The organism is Dorea sp. MB18-49 (assembly GCF_023669465.1).
GTDB lineage: Bacteria > Bacillota > Clostridia > Lachnospirales > Lachnospiraceae > Dorea_A > Dorea_A longicatena.
On sequence record NZ_JAMOYX010000020.1, the window covers coordinates 1 to 20002 of the forward strand.

Genomic DNA, 20002 nt, shown 5'->3' on the forward strand with positions numbered 1-20002 from the left:
CGTTCCATGCCTTTAACGGAGATTTGAACACCCTAAGTTTTTCTAAACATCACTCCATATACGCGACAAACAGAGCACCAAGTCTTTCTCATGTCGTGCTTGGCCAATGATAATGAATTCAATAGAGGGTTGTAACCTTTGTGTGCAGCCGGAAAGTTGAGGTGGAAGCCTTGATTTTCCGGATTTTTTGTACACTTTCGGTATCACGCCGGTTACGCTTCCACCATTGAATCATTACAGTATGCGATAACGTAAGGAAGAAAAGGAAGAGAGTCCAGCTGCGTGCATATGAGATCATGGTTAGTATTTCTTAAGCATCAAAATTGGCCGTTAGCAGTCAAAAAATCATTGTCTGAGCTTGCGAGTTATGTTTTTTTGACTGCTGCTTTTAGGACAATTTTTATGCTTTAGAAATACTCCATGATTGAATCAGCACGCAGCTGGACTCTCTTCCTTTTCTTCCGGCCGGGTATCAACCGCTTAATGCATTAAATAGAAAATTGCCCCTGTGGTTTCCACGAAAAAGATGGTATAATTGACATACGAATATACGCACACGGAGGAAGTATGCATGAGTGAATTTGTGACTTTGAAAGATGTTAAGAAGATATATCAGATGGGCGAAGTTGAGATCATGGCGGCCGCAGGAATTGATTTTGAGATTAAAAAGGGAGAATTTGCAGTTGTTGTTGGTCCGAGTGGAGCCGGGAAAACCACAGTTCTTAATATTCTTGGCGGCATGGATACGGCATCTGAGGGGCAGGTGCTGGTAGATGGGCAGGATATTGCTACGTATTCAACGAAGCAGCTGACTGCATATAGAAGAGACGATATCGGATTCGTGTTCCAGTTTTATAATCTGATACCGAATCTGACAGCACTGGAGAATGTGGAGCTTGCACTCCAGATATGTAAGAATCCGATGGATGCAAAAGAGGTATTGGAAGAAGTAGGACTTGGAGACCGTCTGGATAATTTTCCTGCTCAGTTATCAGGAGGAGAACAGCAGAGAGTGTCGATTGCAAGGGCACTTGCGAAGAATCCGAAATTATTACTCTGTGATGAACCAACGGGAGCGCTTGATTACAATACAGGCAAATCCATTTTGAAATTACTTCAGGATACATGCCGGAACAATGGTATGACAGTTATACTGATCACACATAACTCGGCAATAGCACCGATGGCAGACCGGGTGATCAAGATCAAGAACGGACGGGTTGATAAGATCATCGAAAATCCGCAGCCGGTTCCGGTTGAGACCATAGAATGGTAAGACAAAGAGGTGAGGATAACAGATGGCAAGAAAGATAACACGAAAGAATTTTTACATGGAGATCCGACGGAATTTTGGCCGTTTTATTTCAATTCTTTTTATTGTTGCTTTGGGTGTTGCGTTCTTTTCTGGAATCCGGGCATCGGAACCATCTATGAGAATTACGGGAGATGCGTATTTTGATGAATCGGATCTGATGGACATTAAGGCTGTCAGTACGCTTGGAATTACGAAAGAGGATGTAAGTGCGGTCGGAAACGTAAAGGGAGTGGGAAAGGCTGAAGGTGCCTACAGTGCAGATTTCCTGAATATAAAGAATAAGAAACAATATGTACTTCATGTGATGTCAGCGATGGAGGATATGAATAAGATCACGGTAAGGGAAGGACGTATGCCGGAAAAAGCAGGGGAATGTCTGGTTGATGACCAGATGAATTATAAAATCGGCGAGACGATAAAATTAAAGTCCGGAACAGATGACAAGGTGACAGATACATTGAAGACGGACGAATTAAAAGTAGTCGGAAAAGGAAATTCCCCATACTACATTTCACTGAGCCGAGGAAGCACAACCATTGGAACCGGTACGATAAGCGGATTCGTAGTGGTTCCGGAGAAAACCTTTGATCTGGATGTGTATACGGAAATGTACGTACAGGTGGCAGGTGCAAAAGATCTGACTGCTTATACGAAGGCATATAAAGAGAAAGTAAAGACCGTCCAAAAGAGAATCGAAGCAATCACAGAAGAAAGAGGAAAGATCCGGAAGTCGGAACTTGAAGATAAGGCAAATGAAAAACTTGCGAAAGCGCAGAAAAAGCTGGATGATGGCAAAGCGGAATCGAAGCAGAAGCTTGAGGATGCCAAAAAGCAGATTACCGATGGAGAGACGCAGGTTTCGCAGGCAAAAGAAAAGATCGCGAGTGGAAAGTCGCAGATTGCAGCAGCAAAGCAGACGATAGATACAAAACAAAAAGAATTGGATCAGGCGAAAAAGACGTATCAAAATGGACTGAAAGAGCTTTCCCAGGGAAAGAAACAGTACGAACAAGGAAAAGCTGCGTATGATTCCCAGTATGCAGAAGCGCAGGCAAAGATTCAGGCAGGAGAGGAAGGCCTGGTTACATACAGAGCCGAACTGGATAAAGGCTGGGCGGGATATCAGACTCTTCTGAATACGATTGAGGCACTAAAAGCACAGGCAGCAGGCGGTTCGGGACAGAATCCGGATCAGGAGAATCCCAACCAGGATCAGGAGAATCCCAACCAGGATCAGGAATTATTACAGAAGATCCAGGTAATGGAGCTGCAGGCGCAGGAGACCAAGAAGACACTGGATGCAAAAGAACAGGATTATCAGACCCAGAAGGCCGGACTTGATGCAGCAAAGCAAAAGCTCGCAAGTGGGAAAGCCGAGCTTGACCAGGCAAAAGCGAAGCTGGACGCCAGTGAAGCAAAGCTTACCAGTGCAGCCGCAAGTATAGAATCCGGACAGAAACAATTAGATGCCGGTAAAGCAGAGTTGAAAGCACAGGAACAGACATTGCAAAATGGCGAGACAGAAATTGCTCAAAATGAAGCCAAACTTGCCGATGCGAGAAAAGAATATGAGGACGGAAAAGAGACGTCTGAGGAAGAAATCGCAAAAGGTGAGAAAAAGCTTGCTGATGCAAAAGAACAGATTAAGAAGATAAAAAATCCAAAATGGTATGTATACAATAGAAGTACACTGGTAGAATATGATGGATTTGGGGAAAATGCAAACCGTATGCGTGCAATCGGAAAAGTATTTCCTGTGATGTTCTTCTTAGTTGCAGCTCTGATCAGTCTGACCGGTATGACCCGTATGGTGGAAGAGCAGAGAATTGAGATCGGTACAATGAAAGCACTGGGATACGGTAATTTTTCTATTGCTTCCAAGTATCTGGGATACGCGTTTCTTGCAACAGCGGGAGGAAGTATTCTGGGAGTGCTGACAGGAGAAAAGATCTTGCCGTATATTATCATTTATGCATATGAGATTATGTATCCGCATATTCCGAAGATTTATGTACCATATCATATGAGTTATGCGGTGATGGCATCGGCCGCTTCGATCGTGTGTACCATGGGAGCGACACTTGCATCCTGCTATAAAGAACTGGCTGCAGAACCGGCTGTGCTGATGCGTCCGCCGGCACCAAAAAAGGGAAGAAGAGTGTTCCTGGAAAGAATCGGATTTATCTGGAAACGAATGAATTTCACATGGAAATCAACAATCCGAAACCTGATGCGTTATAAAAAACGTTTCTTTATGACGATATTCGGAATTGGCGGCTGTATGGCACTGATGCTGGTTGGATATGGAGTAAAGGATTCGGTATATGAGATTGCAGATATTCAGTACGATGAGATCCAACTGTATGACGGGCACATTTTCTACAAGGATGATGTAACAAAGACAGAGAAAGAAGAGTTGAAGGAATATCTGAAAGAAGATACGGATATTCAGACTTATATGGATGCGAGGATGCAGAGCGTGACGGCATCAAAGGAAAATAAAAAACGCAGCGTTTATCAGTGCGTACTTGGCAATCCGGATATTGTCGGAAAATATGAAGATTTCCATGACAGGAAGACGAAAGAATCATACAAACTTACAGACAATGGTGCAATTGTCAGTGAGAAGACGGCAAAACTTCTGAATGTAAAAGAAGGAGATACGATAAATCTTAAGGACGGTATGGCAAAAGGTGTCACAGTAAAAATTGCGCATATCTGTGAGAACTATATGGGACATTACATATATTTTACGCCGCAGTATTATAAGAAAGTATATGGAAAGACAGCAGAATATAACTGTATCATGTTCCGGGCAAAGGATGGATATTCAGAAGAACAGGTGAAAAAAGCCGGAGAAAAAATCCTTGCGAAAGATCAGGTACTGACAATCTCTTATCTGCATGATATTAAGGATCAGCTGGATGATATGCTTGCCAGCCTGAATCTGGTGATCATAGTCCTGATCGTTTCGGCGGGAATGCTTGCATTCGTAGTACTTTATAATCTGAACAGTATTAACATTACAGAGCGTCAGAGAGAGCTTGCAACTTTGAAAGTGCTTGGCTTCTATGATGTTGAAGTAGCGGAATATGTATTCCGGGAAAATATCCTGCTGACGCTTATTGGAGCTTTCGTAGGTGTGATATTCGGTAAAGTCCTGCATCTGTTCGTAATTCAGACGGTGGAAGTGGATGCGGCGATGTTTGGACGAAGCATTTATCTTCCGAGTTATATCTACAGCTTTTTATTTACGATAGGATTTTCATTATTCGTAAACTGGGTAATGTATTTCAAGTTAAAGAAAATTGACATGGTAGAATCATTGAAAAGCATAGAGTAGCCGGGAAAATGGTACGGCACATATAATATTAATATAAGGATATTCGGCGAAAATATCATAAAAATATCAAAGTTTATAAATGGTTTATAAATTTCATAGAATTGTTAGCACTCTTTTTGAAAGAGTGCTAATTTTCTATTGACTTTTAAAATATGCAGTATTATCATATCTGTTAGATGAAAAATGTAACAAAAAGATGTGGGCCAGTCGGCAATACGGCATCTTTTGTCACTAATATGATAGAAATATAAAAGTAGAAATAGGAGTGATTTACAATGGCAGCAAAGAAAGGTAGTTTGTCAATCAGCAGTGAAAACATTTTCCCGATCATTAAAAAATGGGTATATTCCGATCACGATATTTTCGCACGTGAGTTGGTTTCCAATGGATGTGATGCGATCACAAAACTGAAGAAGCTGGATATGATGGGTGAATACCAGTTACCGGATGATTACAAACCGGCGATCAAAGTTGAGGTTAATCCAGAAGAAAAAACTCTGAAATTTACAGATAACGGTCTTGGAATGACAGCCGATGAAGTAGAAGAATATATTACACAGATTGCATTTTCAGGAGCTACACAGTTCCTTGAAAAATATAAAGATAAGACAACAGAAGATGATATGATCGGACATTTCGGTCTTGGATTCTATTCTGCATTTATGGTAGCAGATGAGGTGCATATCGATACACTCTCTTACAAAGAAGGCGCAAAACCGGTACACTGGGTAAGCAACGGCGGAACTGAGTATGAGATGGAAGAAGGCGACAAACAGGAAGTCGGATCTACAATGACCCTGTATCTGAATGAGGACAGCCTGGAGTTCGCTAATGAATACAGAATGAGAGAAGTTCTGGAGAAATATTGTTCATTTATGCCGGTAGAAATCTTCCTTTCCAAGGCAAATGCAGAGCCTGAATATGAGACGATCGACGAAGCAGATCTGAAAGATGATGATGAAGTAATCGAGCATATTCACGAAGATGCCAAGATGGAAGAAAAAGAGAATGAAAACGGCGAGAAAGAAATGGTAGAGACAGAACCTGCCAAAGAAAAAGTAAAGATCAAAAAACGTCCGGTTTCATTAAGTGATATCCACCCACTGTGGACAAAGCATCCGAATGAATGCAGTGATGAAGATTATCTGAACTTCTACCGCAAAGTATTCATGGATTACAAAGAGCCACTGTTCTGGATCCACCTGAATATGGATTATCCATTTAATTTAAAAGGAATTTTGTACTTCCCAAGAATCAACACAGAGTATGATTCTATTGAAGGAACAATTAAGTTATACAACAACCAGGTATTTATCGCGGACAATATCAAAGAAGTCATTCCGGAATATCTGATGGTATTAAAGGGAGTCATCGATTGTCCGGATCTGCCGCTTAACGTATCACGTAGCGCATTACAGAATGACGGATTTGTGAATAAGATCTCTGAATACATTTCCAAGAAGGTTGCAGACAAGCTTTCCGGAATGTGCAAGACAAAGAGAGAAGACTATGAGAAATACTGGGATAACATCAGTCCGTTCATCAAGTTCGGATGCCTGAAAGATGAAAAGTTCTGTGACAAGATGAAAGACGCGGTTCTGTTCAAGAATCTGGATCACAAGTATCTGACACTGAAAGACTGTATCGAGGCAAATGGTGGAACCGTAGAAGATCCGAATGCCAAGACAGAGGACAACAAAGCAGATGATCAGAACACAGAGAAGAAAGAAGAAGACAAGACGATCATCTACTATGTAACAGATGAGATCCAGCAGAGCCAGTACATCAATATGTTTAAGAAACAGGGCATGGATGCAGTAATCCTCGGCCACAATATTGATTCACCGTTTATTACACAGTTAGAGCAGCGCAATCAGAATATCAAGTTCCAGAGAATTGATGCAGATGTAACAGCAGGAGCAAAAGAAGAAGTTGCCGAAGAGGAAAAAGAAGCATTCCAGAAGACATCTGACAGCCTGGTAGAAATCTTCCGTAAAGAGCTTGGTGACGAGAAACTGGATGTTAAGATCGAAAAATTAAAAGATGAAAATATAGCTTCTATGATGACATTATCTGAAGAGAACCGCCGTATGCAGGAAATGATGAAGATGTACGGCATGAGCGGAATGGATATGGGTACAACAAGTACACTGATCCTGAATGCAAATCATCCGCTGGTTCAGTATGTAGTTGATCATAAGGACAGCGAGAATACAAGTATTATCTGCAAACAGTTGTATGATCTGGCAATGCTGGCACATAAGCCATTGAATCCTGAAGAGATGACAGCGTTTGTAAAGAGAAGTAATGAGATTATGATGCTGCTTACGAAGTAAGTCTGGCAGAGAGTTGAAGTAAAGAAGACCATGCAGCTGTGGAAAGAAAAATCCATAGCTGCATGGTTTTTGCTTGTATTCTAGTATTCGCCTTCGATATTTTTGGATTTTAAGATGGATTTTACTTCGGTATCCCATTCTCTTTCGATGGACTTATCCATAGAAAAGGTTTTGAGGGAAGTGCCGGTGATGCATTGGAGGGTGCTTCCATCGTAGTGGAAATTGAGGTAGAGTCCCTGAATGTCTTCCGGGCGGTAAGTGGTCAGGCCGTGGGCTGTCAGGAAGGCAGGAATCTGATCGTCCGGGAGAGCAAGGACAATCTTGAAGTTCAGAGGAGTGCGTTTGCCACGGATGATCTGGAAGCAGAAGTCACGGATCTTTTCCCAGCGGGAGTAAGTCTCTTCCAGTTTTTCGTCGAAGAAGTCTTCCTGGAGATAACCGCTTATGGTGAATTTGTTAAATGTAGTGAATTCTCCTTCGATAAAGAGAAATGTATCAAAAGTATCCTTTAAAAGAAGATGGGACATACAATTTTTGGCTGATAACTGGTATACGTTCATAAGGAATAACCTCCGGATAAAAATAAATGTAATCTGTATTATAGCACAAAAATTGATATAAATTGACATGGGAATGAAAAAACAGTAAAATAAGTTGAATATATATTTATCAACAAAAAGAAATGTAGAAGAGAGGAATTTTTTTGGAAATAGATAATAAAAATTCTGAGGAGAAGGAAGCTAAACAGCCGGCAGAGATTCCGGAAAAAGAAAAGGATCATGTGCTTAGGACTGCAGTAATTCTGGCAACAGTGATCATTGTGCTTGGAGGAATCGTTGTAGCAGTAAGGCTTAATAATCCAAAGCAGGACACAACGAAAGGCAGGAAGATCCTGAGTGAGATGGATCGTACGGATGTCGGAAAAGTAAATAAAAAAATCCAGAAACTTGAAGAGGAAGAACGTGTGAAGGAAGAAGCAGCAGATAACAGATCCGTAAGCGAAAAGTTTGCGGATTGTCTGATCCTTGGAGATTCGATCACACAGGGCTTATATGAGTACGGAGTGCTGGATGAGGCGAATGTACAGGCAGACCGCGGAACGGAAGTTTCGGAAGTCAGCAGTAAAAAGATTGAGGAACATATAAAAAAAGCCAAAGAGATGAAGCCGGAAGTGCTGTTTCTTGCCTATGGAATGAATGATATCGAAGCACAGAATGGAAATGCGTCCGGATTTGTGAAAGCATATAAAAATGTTATAGAGGATCTGAAAGAGTCCCTGCCGGATACGAAGATTTATGTCAATTGTATTCTTCCGGCGGCGCAGTCGGCGATTGAAACAAGACCTTTATTTGCCAATGTTCCAAAGTTCAATCAAAAACTGAAAAAATTATGTAAAAAAGAAAAAGTGACATTCATCGATAATACAGATCTGGTAAAACAGGAGTATTATGCCGATGATGGGATCCATATGTCACCATCTTATTATACGAAATGGGTAGATCATATGGCGGAGGCAGCAGGATTATAATGAGAAAAGGAAGACTGGATATTATTAATACATGTAAGTATCTGATGGTGATCGCACTGATTGCCTATGTGGTATTGCTGGTTTCCGGAGAGGGAGATAATACCGTATCCGTAGATACGATACAAAAGAATATTGAAAAATCTGTTTCTCTGAAAGGCATGAATAAGGGAAGTTCTCAGGACCTTAAGAAGTATTATGGTCTGAATGCCAACGATTATGCCGGAACAATGTTGTATATACCGGATGATGTCATGAGTGTAAATGAGATACTGGTAGTAAAAGTAAAAGATAAGAGCCAGGTAGAAGATGTGGAGAAGGCTGTAGAGGAGCGTTTGTCTACACAGAAGAAGAGTTTTGAGGGCTATGGTGTAAAACAGACCAGGCTTCTTCATTCTGCAATCGATGAAACCAGGGGGTATTACATATTATTAGCTGTTTCAAAAGATGCGGATCGCATAGAAGCCGCATTTAAGAATAGTATTTATTAGAAGGCAGAGGAATTAGAAAGATGTTATTTAGCAGTATTGTTTTTTTATTTACATTTTTACCGGCTGTGTTGGTGTTGTATTACCTGCTGCCGGAGAGATTCCACAATCCGGTTTTGCTGCTTGCAAGTCTGATTTTTTATGCATGGGGGGAACCGGTCTATATTTTCCTGATGCTGTTATCCATTTTGTTCAATTATTTCAGTGGACTTGATATAGCAAGAAATCTGACGGACAGAAGGCTGGCAAAAAGAAGCCTTATATTCAATATTGTGGTGAACATTGCAATCCTGGGATTTTTCAAATATGAAGGCTTTGTGCTGGATTCACTGAATGCGGTGCTGCCGGTGCATATTACATATCATCCGCTGGCACTGCCGATCGGTATCTCATTTTATACATTCCAGATATTGTCTTATATTATAGATGTTTATCGGGGAAATGTTAAAGTTCAGAAGAATATCCTGAACTTTGCATTATATGTAACAATGTTTCCGCAGCTTATCGCAGGACCGATCGTACAGTATGCAGATGTTGAAGAGCAGCTTGTAAACCGCAAATCATCATGGAACAAGTTCGGAGAAGGGTGCATGTATTTTATACGTGGACTTGCAAAAAAGGTATTGCTTGCGAATACTTCCGGTATGATATTTACGGAAGTAACCGGACTTGGAAAGGGCAATGTGTCGGTACTGAGTGCATGGTTTGGTGCTTTTGCCTATATGTTTCAGATTTATTTTGATTTCAGTGGTTATTCGGATATGGCAGTGGGACTTGGAAAGATGTTTGGATTTGAGTTCTGTATGAATTTTAATTATCCGTACATAGCGAAAAGTATTACTGAATTCTGGCGCAGATGGCATATTTCTCTGAGCAGCTGGTTCAGGGATTATGTATACATTCCGCTCGGGGGCAACAGAGTATCGAAGAGCCGGCATATCTTCAATCTAATGGTTGTGTGGTTTCTGACCGGATTATGGCACGGAGCTGCATGGAATTTCGTGGCATGGGGATTGTATTACGGGATCATACTGATCATTGAAAAATATATCCTGTCACCGGTACTGGATAAACTCCCTTCGGTTGTACGCCATATTTACAGTATTGTGCTGGTTGTGATCGGATGGGTATTATTCTTTAGTCCTTCACTTGGAGGGGCGGCCAGATATCTGGGAATGATGCTTGGAGCAGGAGCACACGGAGTGGCAGACAGGGAAAGCCTGTATCTGCTTACAACGAATCTGGTATTGTGGATCATTCTGATCATTGGTTCTACTCCGCTTACAGATGTCAGATATCAGCATATGCTGCGCCAGAAGAAGTGGAATACGACGCTTCTGAATGGAATCGTATATGCGGTACTGTTCATTTTGTGTATCGCATATCTGGTGACAGAGACATATAATCCGTTCCTGTATTTCAGATTTTAGGAGTAAAAATGAGACAGTCAAGAAAAAAATGGGAAAGAAGAAGAGAAGTGCATAGAAATAAATTAGCAGCGGTGATATTTGTCATAATGATGATCGCTTTCTGTGTTGTGAATTTGGCAACGGGTGACCGGGAATTCTCGGCGACAGAGAACCGGGCACTGGAACAGAGACCGGAACTTACAATTTCAGGAATAGAAAGCGGAAGATGGATGGAGCAGTACGAATCCTATGTATCAGATCAGTTCGCGGGAAGAGATTTCTGGGTAATGCTAAAAAGCAGGGTGGATCTGCTGGCAGGAAAGAGAAAAGCGAATGGCGTGTTCAAAGGAAAAGACCATTATCTTCTGGAGGATATTGCAAAACCGGATGAAGATCAGATGAAAGAAAATCTGTCTGCAATGAAAATGTTTCAAAAACAATATAAAGATATACCAATGTACATGATGCTGGTTCCGAATGCGGCTAATATCGAATCGGATAAACTTCCGGGATATGCAGTTACAGAGAATCAGGAGAAGCAATTTAAAGCAATTCACAGTACACTGGGATCTGTTTATACATGGGTGGATGTCAGTGATATTTTAAAAAAACACAGATCAGAAGAAATCTATTATCACACAGATCATCACTGGACAACACTTGGCGCGTATTACGGTTATCAGGCTCTTTCAAAAAGCATGAAGCTTGATACATCTAAAACCTCTGACATGAAGCCTTATGCGGTGACCAATGCATTTAACGGAACACTGGCTTCGACGAGCGGATATGAAACGGGATATGACGAACCGATATATATCTATGCACCCGACAATCTTAAGAATGCAACAGAGGCTGTAGTAAATAATGTAAATGAAAAAAAGAAGACGGCAACTCTTTATGATACTTCCAAGCTTAAAGGAAAAGACAAATATGCACTTTTTCTTGGCGGAAATTATCCGATCCTTGACATCAAGACGACGGCAGATTCGACAGACAGGCTTCTGATCATCAAGGATTCTTATGCCAATAGTCTGATTCCGTTTCTGATACCTTATTACAGGGAAATTGTGGTTGTCGATCCAAGGTATTATTATGATGATATTGAAAAGGTCATGAAGAAGGATAATATCACAAGTGTATTATTTTTATATAATGGAAATACTTTTGTAAAAGATAACAGTATCAGCGGGGTGTTACGGAATGATTAGGCTGAATAAATATTTAAGCGAAGCCGGTGTGTGCTCAAGAAGAGAGGCGGACCGGCTGATAGAATCCGGCGTTGTAACGGTGGATGGAAAAAATGCCGTACCCGGAATGAAGGTTGAAGACGGACAGGAAGTCTGTGTGGGGAAAAAACGGATAAAAAGCAAGACAAAAAAGACAGTCCTGGCGGTATATAAACCCGCTGGGATTGTTTGCACAGAAGATAAAAGGGAAAAGAAGAATATTATCAGATTCCTGAATTATCCGCTACGCGTGACCTATGCGGGAAGACTGGATAAAGATTCGGAAGGACTTCTGATCATGACCAATGATGGTGATCTGATCAATGGCATGATGCGTGCAAGATTCTCCCATGAGAAAGAATATAAGGTCACAGTTAATAAAGAAATCACACCGGAGTTCATAGAAAAAATGAGTCGCGGAGTACATATCAGAGACAGGGAGAAGAACCTGGATGCGGTGACCAGGCCGTGTAAAGTGAGAAAGAATGGAAAATACACATTTTCCATTATTCTGACGCAGGGCCTTAACAGACAGATCCGCAGGATGTGTGAGGCACTTGGCTATAAGGTGACAACACTGAAGAGAATCCGCATTATGAATGTAGAACTAGGTAATCTGAAACCGGGAGAGGTAAGAGGATTAACAGAACAGGAGTTAAAAGAATTATATGGGACAGTCAAAGAACGAGAGAATGAAAGAACTGGTCAGCCTTCTGAATAAAGCTTCCAGAGCATACTATCAGGAAGCACAGGAAATCATGAGTAATTATGAATATGACAGATTGTATGATGAACTTAAGGAGCTTGAGGATGAGCTTGGTATTACCTTGTCAAACAGTCCGACGGTAAATGTCGGATATGAAGTGGTAAGCGAACTGCCGAAAGAAAGACATGAAAGCCCGATGCTTTCTCTGGATAAGACGAAAGAAGTAGAAGAACTTAAGAACTTTGTGGGAGATCAGAAAGTTCTGATGTCATGGAAGATGGATGGTCTGACGGTTGTACTGACTTATCGTGATGGAAAGCTTTATAAGGCGGTCACCAGAGGTAACGGAGAAGTCGGAGAAGTGATCACGAACAATGCGAAAGTATTCAAAAATGTGCCGGTCCAGATTGCATATCAGGGAGAACTGATCTTAAGAGGAGAAGCAGTCATAGGATATAAGGATTTTGAAAAAATCAATCAGGAGATTGAAGATGTAGATGCCAGGTACAAGAATCCAAGAAATTTGTGCAGCGGTTCTGTCAGACAGCTGAATAACCAGATCACGGCTAAACGTAATGTAATGTTCTATGCATTTACACTGGTGCAGGCAGACGGAGTTGATTTTCAGAATTCTAGAGCCTGTCAGATGGAATGGCTGAAGTCACAGGGATTTACAACAGTGGAGTATTATATGGTGACCAGAGATACTGTTGAGGACGAAGTTGCTAAATTTTCGTCTAAGATCAGTGAAAATGATTTCCCGTCGGATGGACTTGTGTTAACATATGATGATATAGCGTATGGACGGTCGCTTGGAAGAACTGCAAAATTTCCGAGGGATTCTTTTGCGTTCAAATGGCAGGATGAGATCAGAGAGACAGTATTAAGAGAGATTGAGTGGAGTCCGTCGAGAACCGGACTGATCAATCCGGTTGCAATCTTTGATCCGGTAGAACTTGAGGGAACAACAGTAAGCCGTGCAAGTGTTCACAATATCAGTATTATGGAAGAACTGGAACTTGGGATCGGTGACAGGATTGAAGTATATAAGGCTAATATGATCATCCCGCAGATTGCAGAGAATCTGACAAGAAGCGGAGTAAAAGATATTCCGTGTAAATGTCCTGTCTGTCAGGGAGAGACAAAGATCCGGCAGGTCGGCAACGCAAAAGCATTGTACTGTATGAATCCGGAATGTCAGGCGAAACACGTCAAATCATTTGCACTGTTTGTCAGCAGGGATGCACTTAATATAGAAGGATTATCAGAAGCAACACTGGAAAAATTCATTTCCAGAGGATATATTCATACATTTGCAGACATCTTCCATCTGGCTCAATACAAAGAAAAAATTCAAAAGATGGAAGGATTCGGAGAAAAATCATATAAAAAACTGACAGAAAGTATAGAAAAGGCAAGAACGACGACCCTGCCGAGAGTCATTTATTCTCTGGGAATTGCAGGAATCGGACTTGCCAATGCAAAAGTTATTTGCAGAGAATTAAAATATGATGTAGAATCTCTTCTGAAGGTTTCGGAAGAAGAATTAAATGAGATTCAGGGAGTCGGAGAGGTTCTGGCAAAAGCGTTCGTCGGATATTTTGCAGATGCAAAACATGTGGAGAATTTCAGAAGGCTTTTAAATGAGCTGACCATTCCGGAAGAGACTGTAACAAAACAGCAGATTTTTGAAGGCGTTAATTTTGTAATTACCGGAAGCGTAAAGCATTTTGCCAATCGTGGAGAAGTAAAAGAGCTGATTGAAAGTCTGGGTGGAAAAGTGACTGGATCAGTCACATCAAAGACAAACTATCTGATCAATAATGATGTGACGAGTACGTCATCCAAGAATAAAAAAGCGAATGAGCTGGGAATACCGATTATTTCAGAAGAGACATTTCTGAAACTGGTAAATCAGGGGGAAGCATAAAAGCAGGATAAAAGTCAGAGTGAAATGCGTAAACTACGTTAAGAAGGAGAGAATAATGGCAAATCAGGATGATAACAACAATCAGGAAATTGAAAAAGTAGAAGATGTAGAGGTTGAGACAACAAAGAATACATCTGATACAGATAATAAGAAACAAAATAATGACGATGAATATGAAAAAGTCTGCTTTATCTGCAGACGTCCAGAGAGCGTTGCAGGAAAAATGATTGAACTTCCGAATCATATCTGTGTCTGCAATGACTGTATGCAGAAAAGCTTTGATGCAATGTCAAATGGCCCGATTGATTACAGTCAGCTGATGAATATTCCGGGAGTACAGGTATTTAATATGGCTGATATGGAACAGAGTATTCCAAAGCAGCAGAAGATCAAAAAGAAAAAAGAGGGCGAAGAATATAAACCATTAGTAGATATCAAGAATCTTCCGGCACCACATAAGATCAAGGCAAAACTGGATGAGTATGTGGTAGGTCAGGAATATGCAAAGAAAGTTATGTCTGTAGCTGTTTATAATCATTATAAACGTGTGGCTACTGATTCTATGGATGATATTGAGATTGAAAAGTCCAATATGCTCATGATCGGACCTACAGGTTCCGGTAAGACGTATCTGGTAAAAACACTGGCAAAGATTCTGGATGTACCGCTTGCGATCACAGATGCGACTTCACTTACGGAAGCCGGATATATCGGAGATGATATTGAGAGTGTGGTTTCCAAACTGCTTGCAGCTGCAGATAATGATGTAGAGAAGGCAGAACAGGGAATCATCTTTATCGATGAGATCGATAAGATCGCAAAGAAGAAGAATTCAAGTCAGAGAGACGTAAGCGGTGAGTCGGTACAGCAGGGAATGTTAAAACTTCTTGAAGGAAGCGATGTAGAAGTACCTGTCGGCGCAACCAGTAAAAATGCCATGGTTCCGCTTACAACCGTGAATACAAGAAATATTCTCTTCATCTGCGGCGGAGCGTTCCCGGATCTTAACGGAATCATCAAAGAGCGTCTGACCAAACAGGCAGCAATTGGTTTTGGAGCAGACTTAAGAGACAAGTATAATAACGATAAAGAGATACTGAAGAAAGTAACAACAGAAGATTTACGTGCATTTGGAATGATTCCTGAGTTCTTAGGACGTCTGCCGATCGTGTTCACTTTACAGGGGATGAGTGAAGAGATGCTGGTAGAGATTTTAAAAGAACCTAAGAATGCAATATTAAAACAGTATCAGAAACTGCTGGCATTGGATGAGGTAAAACTGGAATTCAATGACGATGCTCTTCATGCAATTGCGAAGAAGGCATTGAAGAAAGATACCGGAGCAAGAGCACTTCGTGCGATCATTGAAGAATTCATGCTGGATATCATGTATGAAATCCCGAAGGATGACAATATCGGAGAGGTTATCATCACGAAGGAATATATCGAAGGAACCGGAGGACCGGTAATTATGTTGAGAGGTCAGGAAGTACCAAGACTTCAATAATACATTTTACATATAAACAATTATATAATTTTTTTACTAGGAGAAGAATGGAGGAAAGACAGCGATGGGGGAATTATCAGCTATTCCAATCTGGCTCTGCATACCCTTTGCAGGGCTGTTGCTTAGTATTGCGGTAATGCCGCTGATCAAGCCAGACTGGTGGGAAAAACATCAGCCGCTGGCAGTTGCATTCTGGTCAATATTGTTTATTATTCCTTTTACAGCGAAATATGGAATATTTACAATGAGTGAGACTGTTCTGGAATGTGTGGTAAATGATTATCTGACATTTATCGTTTTACTGTTTGGATTATTCTGTGTAGCAGGTAACATTACGATTGACGGTGAATTTGCCGGATCACCGAGGATTAATACGGCGTTGTTTGTTTTTGGTACACTGCTTTCCAGTGTGATCGGAACTACAGGATCAAGTATGCTTCTTGTACGTCCGTTTATTAAGATGAATTCATGGAGAAAGAGAAAGAGTCATATCATGATCTTCTTTATCTTCCTGATTTCTAATATGGGAGGATGTCTGACACCGATCGGAGATCCGCCGCTTCTGATGGGATTCATGCGTGGGGTACCTTTTTTCTGGAGTATGAAGTTATTCCATATTCTGGTTTTTAATATGGTGATCCTTCTGGTGATATTCTATTTCCTGGACAGAAGAGCATACAGAAAAGATATTGCAGAAGGAAGAAAACCGGATATCAGAGAGCCGGGAACACATTTTAAAATTGTAGGACTTCATAATCTTATCTATGTAGCGATGATCGTCGGAGCCGTGATCTTAAGTGGAACACTTCCGGGAATGTCCGCATTCCAGAATGCAGACGGAACCGTAAAAGGACTTCATATCCTTGGAGAAGTTACACTTGGATTCCCGTCAATAATTGAGGTTGTGATCATCCTTCTGGCTGCATTCTTATCGTTTAAGACGACGAACGAAGAAGTCCGTATCCGTAACCACTTTACCTGGGGGGCGATCCAGGAAGTTGCGGTTCTGTTTATCGGAATCTTTATTACTATGCAGCCGGCACTTATGATCCTGAAAGCGAATGGAGCGGAGCTTGGAATCAGCAAACCATTCCAGATGTTCTGGGCTACAGGAGCTCTGTCAAGTTTTCTTGATAATACGCCGACATATCTTGTGTTCCTTACAACAGCAGGAGCACTTGGATTCAAGGGCGGTGTGGCAACAACGCTTGGTGCTGTTCCGGTTAAGATGCTGGAGGCAATCTCGTGCGGTGCTGTATTCATGGGAGCAAATACATATATAGGAAATGCACCGAACTTTATGGTAAAATCTATGTCGGATGAAAACGGTGTGCGTATGCCGTCGTTCTTCGGATATATGGCATGGTCACTGACATTTTTGATACCGGTATTTATTATCGATATGTTGATATTCTTTTTATAGAAGGGGGTGCGGAAAATGCAGGAGAATAAGAATAAATATTATGACATTGCAGAACGGATCTATGATCTGGACGGAGAAGTATATGAATGTGTAGGATCTTCTCTGGGCCGTACCTTTACAGGAGATAAACGTGCCTGTGTGGACAATTTGGTTATGCTGATGCGTACCAAGCCGCAGGGACATCTTCTTAGAAGTGAGCTGGCATTGATCAGTAACATGGCACGTACGATCCGAAAGGATGAAGACCGTTCCAGACTGATGAAAAAATACGATGAGATATTAAAGGAAATAGCAGAGCTTCCTGCAAGTTTCGGTAAGGTTGAAATTCTGGATGAAAACAGGGCGAAGTTGAATACAGCGAATCTGCGTCAGAAGTTTTCAAAAGACGATCATCTTATTATTTGTATCGGAAGAACGCAGGGGAGTGCCGGAAATGATATTGGATTTGCACTGGCAGATGCACTTAGAATCAACTACTATGATGCAGAAATCTTTAATGAAGTATTAAGAAGACTGGATGCGGAGAAGGATTCTGTGACAGATGTGGCGGATCTGGGAACGGATCTGATCGAGAACAAATATCAGGGATCTGGAAGGACGATCAAAGAGCGTCTGAAAGACTTTGACCGCTATCATGGATTGACAAGAGAAGACGCAATCTTCTTCAATCAGAGTGACCTGATCTGCAAAATGGCAAAAGAAGAAGATTTTATTGTAATGGGTAGATGTGCAGATGTGATACTTGCGAATAACCATATTCCACATATCAGTATTTTTATTACGGCACCGTTCGAACAGCGTGTGCATCGTATTATGGAGGTCAATGATCTGGATCAGAAGAAAGCGGTACGTCTGCTTAAAAAGCTGGATCGTCAACATGCAAGATATTACAATTATTATACCGGTCAGAAATGGGGAGATGCTATGAACTATGATATCTGTTTTAACAGTGCAAGTTATGGTATTGAAGAGTCGGTAGACATTATTGAACGTATGCTGAACCAGAATACGAATTCATAATAAAAGATTAATGAATGACAGGGAACCTTTCATATACATAAAACAAATGTATATGAAAGGTTTTTTTGATTTGGAAGAGAACTGTAAAGAAAAGATTATTTCCGAAGATTACTGGGATTTTATTATTCCATTATACAGAGATGAGGAACTTAAGGAAGTGAATCCGGAAAATGTGTGTATTCAGGAGATGGATTTTGGATATAAAAGTGTATCTGTAGACAGAAGGATTCTGCTTCCATTATCGTTCAGAGAATATTGGTACAGTACGATCCCAAAATGTTATGCACTTCTGGATATGCAGCCGTTAGATGCAGCAGGAATTATTACATTGCAGAACTATCCGACACTTCAGCTGATGGGGGATGGGATCATGATCGGCTTTTTAGATACCGGGATAGATTATCAGAATCGTGTGTTTCGCAATCTGGATGGGACGACACGGATTGTGGGAATCTGGGATCAGACGATTCAGACAGGAAGAACACCACAGGGGCTTTATTATGGAACGGAATATACGGAAGAAATGATCAATGCAGCACTTAGATCGGAGGATCCGCTTCAGATAGTACCGAGTGTGGATACAGACGGACATGGAACATTTGTTGCAAGTGCGGCTGCAGGAGGAGCAGAAGTTGGAAAACGGTTTCTCGGGGCCGCACCGGAGGCTTCTATTGCAATGGTCAAATTAAAGCCGGCAAAAAATTATCTGAAAGAATTTTTCGTGATAGCACAGGATGCCGTATGTTATCAGGAAAATGATATTATGCTGGGACTCCGCTATCTGAATGACCTGGCAAGAAAACAGGGAATGCCGTTAGTGATCTGTGTAGCCCTCGGAACAAGCTTTGGAGGACATAACGGAGATTCTCTTCTGGCAGATATATTGGACATTTATGCGACGGTAAGAAACAGGTGTGTTGTAGTCGGAACAGGCAATGAGGCGGCCAGAAGACATCACTATTTTAACCGTTTTACGGATGCACAGGATATGAGGACAGCAGAAATCCGGGTAGGAGAAGGGACACAGTCTTTTGCCGTTGAATTATGGAGTACACTTCCGAATATCGTAATGGTGTCGGTTACTTCGCCGTCTGGAGAGCGTACGGGGATGATTCCGATACGTCTGGGGTATCTGTTTGATTTTTTATTTACATTTGAACGGACAACGATTACTGTGGAATACAGATTATTACAGGAGAATAATGATGCACAGCTGGTATTTATAAGGTTTCAGAATGCGGTTCCCGGAATATGGAAAATAGATATAAAGCCGGCGATGCAGACAACCGGAGATTTTCACATATGGCTTCCGATGGAAGAATTCCTGGAGGGAGAGGTATATTTTCTGGAATCAAATCCGGACACTACATTTACAGAACCTTCAGGAGGAAGAAATACAATGACTGTGGCTTTTTATAACAGCAGGGAGAATGGAGTTGATATTAATTCGGGCAGGGGGTATACTAGAGATGAGAAAATAAAACCGGATTATGCTGCGCCGGGAGAAACGGTCACAGGAGCAGTACCTGGCGGGGGATTTAAGAATCGGACCGGTTCGAGCGCCGCAACAGCGATTGCAGCAGGCGGATGTGCCCTGATCATGGAATGGATCAGTGAGCAGCCGGGGGCAAGAGGAGTGTCGTCCAGTCAGGTCAGAAATATTATCGTGATGGGAACACAAAAGCTTTCGGGAATAGAATATCCGAATACACAATGGGGATATGGGACGATGAATTTGTACCGATCATTGGATATTTTAAGACAGCTGTAAAGA

At 41.4% G+C, this 20002-nt stretch carries 14 protein-coding genes; 13 read left to right on the top strand and 1 reads right to left on the bottom strand.

The window, feature by feature from the left end; genetic code table 11:
* Positions 1 to 571 precede the first annotated feature (571 nt).
* The 3 genes from NCY30_RS07665 to htpG all read left to right on the top strand — a co-directional run bounded on the left by NCY30_RS07665 (position 572) and on the right by htpG (position 6994).
* Complete coding sequence (locus NCY30_RS07665) at positions 572 to 1276, top strand: ABC transporter ATP-binding protein (protein WP_022416285.1); 705 nt, start codon at positions 572 to 574, stop codon at positions 1274 to 1276.
* A gap of 22 nt (positions 1277 to 1298) precedes the next feature.
* On the top strand, positions 1299 to 4658 hold the full coding sequence (locus NCY30_RS07670) for an FtsX-like permease family protein (protein WP_250818603.1): 3360 nt from the start codon (positions 1299 to 1301) through the stop codon (positions 4656 to 4658).
* Between the two features lie 275 nt (positions 4659 to 4933).
* A complete protein-coding gene (gene htpG, locus NCY30_RS07675) occupies positions 4934 to 6994 on the top strand; it encodes a molecular chaperone HtpG (RefSeq protein ID WP_246944840.1) in 2061 nt (686 codons plus the stop codon).
* 80 nt (positions 6995 to 7074) lie between these two features.
* On the opposite strand, the gene NCY30_RS07680 is transcribed toward htpG, so the two are convergent.
* The gene (locus NCY30_RS07680; protein WP_246944843.1) at positions 7075 to 7554 is read right to left on the bottom strand and encodes a DUF5721 family protein; all 480 of its coding nucleotides are present in this window, start codon (positions 7552 to 7554) and stop codon (positions 7075 to 7077) included.
* Between the two features lie 143 nt (positions 7555 to 7697).
* Here NCY30_RS07680 and NCY30_RS07685 point away from each other — a divergent pair, with 143 nt between their 5' ends.
* The 10 genes from NCY30_RS07685 to NCY30_RS07730 all read left to right on the top strand — a co-directional run bounded on the left by NCY30_RS07685 (position 7698) and on the right by NCY30_RS07730 (position 19999).
* Complete coding sequence (locus tag NCY30_RS07685) at positions 7698 to 8522, top strand: GDSL-type esterase/lipase family protein (RefSeq protein ID WP_022416289.1); 825 nt, start codon at positions 7698 to 7700, stop codon at positions 8520 to 8522.
* Entirely contained in the window at positions 8522 to 9010 is a 489-nt protein-coding gene (locus tag NCY30_RS07690) for a DUF4358 domain-containing protein (protein ID WP_237999154.1), read from the top strand. Before NCY30_RS07685 ends, NCY30_RS07690 begins: the two co-directional genes overlap by 1 nt.
* A 20-nt stretch (positions 9011 to 9030) precedes the next feature.
* Positions 9031 to 10437: an MBOAT family O-acyltransferase gene (locus NCY30_RS07695; RefSeq protein ID WP_161170489.1), complete on the top strand. Its 1407-nt coding sequence runs from the start codon at positions 9031 to 9033 to the stop codon at positions 10435 to 10437.
* 8 nt (positions 10438 to 10445) lie between these two features.
* Positions 10446 to 11624, top strand: coding sequence for a DHHW family protein (locus NCY30_RS07700; RefSeq protein ID WP_250818604.1), 1179 nt, complete (start codon positions 10446 to 10448; stop codon positions 11622 to 11624).
* The gene (locus tag NCY30_RS07705; RefSeq protein WP_006427915.1) at positions 11617 to 12363 is read left to right on the top strand and encodes a pseudouridine synthase; all 747 of its coding nucleotides are present in this window, start codon (positions 11617 to 11619) and stop codon (positions 12361 to 12363) included. The genes NCY30_RS07700 and NCY30_RS07705 overlap by 8 nt, the downstream gene beginning before the upstream one ends.
* A complete protein-coding gene (gene ligA / locus NCY30_RS07710) occupies positions 12335 to 14278 on the top strand; it encodes an NAD-dependent DNA ligase LigA (RefSeq protein ID WP_250818612.1) in 1944 nt (647 codons plus the stop codon). Before NCY30_RS07705 ends, ligA begins: the two co-directional genes overlap by 29 nt.
* A gap of 55 nt (positions 14279 to 14333) precedes the next feature.
* Positions 14334 to 15785, top strand: coding sequence for an ATP-dependent Clp protease ATP-binding subunit ClpX (gene clpX / locus NCY30_RS07715; protein WP_161170491.1), 1452 nt, complete (start codon positions 14334 to 14336; stop codon positions 15783 to 15785).
* Between the two features lie 64 nt (positions 15786 to 15849).
* Positions 15850 to 17208, top strand: a complete 1359-nt coding sequence (locus NCY30_RS07720; RefSeq protein ID WP_130096931.1) for a sodium:proton antiporter — start codon at positions 15850 to 15852, stop codon at positions 17206 to 17208.
* Between the two features lie 15 nt (positions 17209 to 17223).
* A complete protein-coding gene (locus NCY30_RS07725) occupies positions 17224 to 18228 on the top strand; it encodes a cytidylate kinase-like family protein (RefSeq protein ID WP_130096930.1) in 1005 nt (334 codons plus the stop codon).
* Positions 18229 to 18415: 187 nt separating this feature from the next.
* Positions 18416 to 19999, top strand: coding sequence for a S8 family peptidase (locus NCY30_RS07730; protein ID WP_243857050.1), 1584 nt, complete (start codon positions 18416 to 18418; stop codon positions 19997 to 19999).
* The last annotated feature ends 3 nt before the right edge of the window (positions 20000 to 20002 follow it).

Coding starts and splice junctions, on each gene's coding strand:
- NCY30_RS07665 (WP_022416285.1), top strand. CDS start 572: ATGAGTGAATTTGTGACTTTGAAAGATGTTAAGAAGATATATCAGATG.
- NCY30_RS07670 (WP_250818603.1), top strand. CDS start 1,299: ATGGCAAGAAAGATAACACGAAAGAATTTTTACATGGAGATCCGACGG.
- htpG (WP_246944840.1), top strand. CDS start 4,934: ATGGCAGCAAAGAAAGGTAGTTTGTCAATCAGCAGTGAAAACATTTTC.
- NCY30_RS07680 (WP_246944843.1), bottom strand. CDS start 7,554: ATGAACGTATACCAGTTATCAGCCAAAAATTGTATGTCCCATCTTCTT.
- NCY30_RS07690 (WP_237999154.1), top strand. CDS start 8,522: ATGAGAAAAGGAAGACTGGATATTATTAATACATGTAAGTATCTGATG.
- NCY30_RS07695 (WP_161170489.1), top strand. CDS start 9,031: ATGTTATTTAGCAGTATTGTTTTTTTATTTACATTTTTACCGGCTGTG.
- NCY30_RS07700 (WP_250818604.1), top strand. CDS start 10,446: ATGAGACAGTCAAGAAAAAAATGGGAAAGAAGAAGAGAAGTGCATAGA.
- NCY30_RS07705 (WP_006427915.1), top strand. CDS start 11,617: ATGATTAGGCTGAATAAATATTTAAGCGAAGCCGGTGTGTGCTCAAGA.
- ligA (WP_250818612.1), top strand. CDS start 12,335: ATGAAAGAACTGGTCAGCCTTCTGAATAAAGCTTCCAGAGCATACTAT.
- clpX (WP_161170491.1), top strand. CDS start 14,334: ATGGCAAATCAGGATGATAACAACAATCAGGAAATTGAAAAAGTAGAA.
- NCY30_RS07720 (WP_130096931.1), top strand. CDS start 15,850: ATGGGGGAATTATCAGCTATTCCAATCTGGCTCTGCATACCCTTTGCA.
- NCY30_RS07725 (WP_130096930.1), top strand. CDS start 17,224: ATGCAGGAGAATAAGAATAAATATTATGACATTGCAGAACGGATCTAT.
- NCY30_RS07730 (WP_243857050.1), top strand. CDS start 18,416: ATGGATTTTGGATATAAAAGTGTATCTGTAGACAGAAGGATTCTGCTT.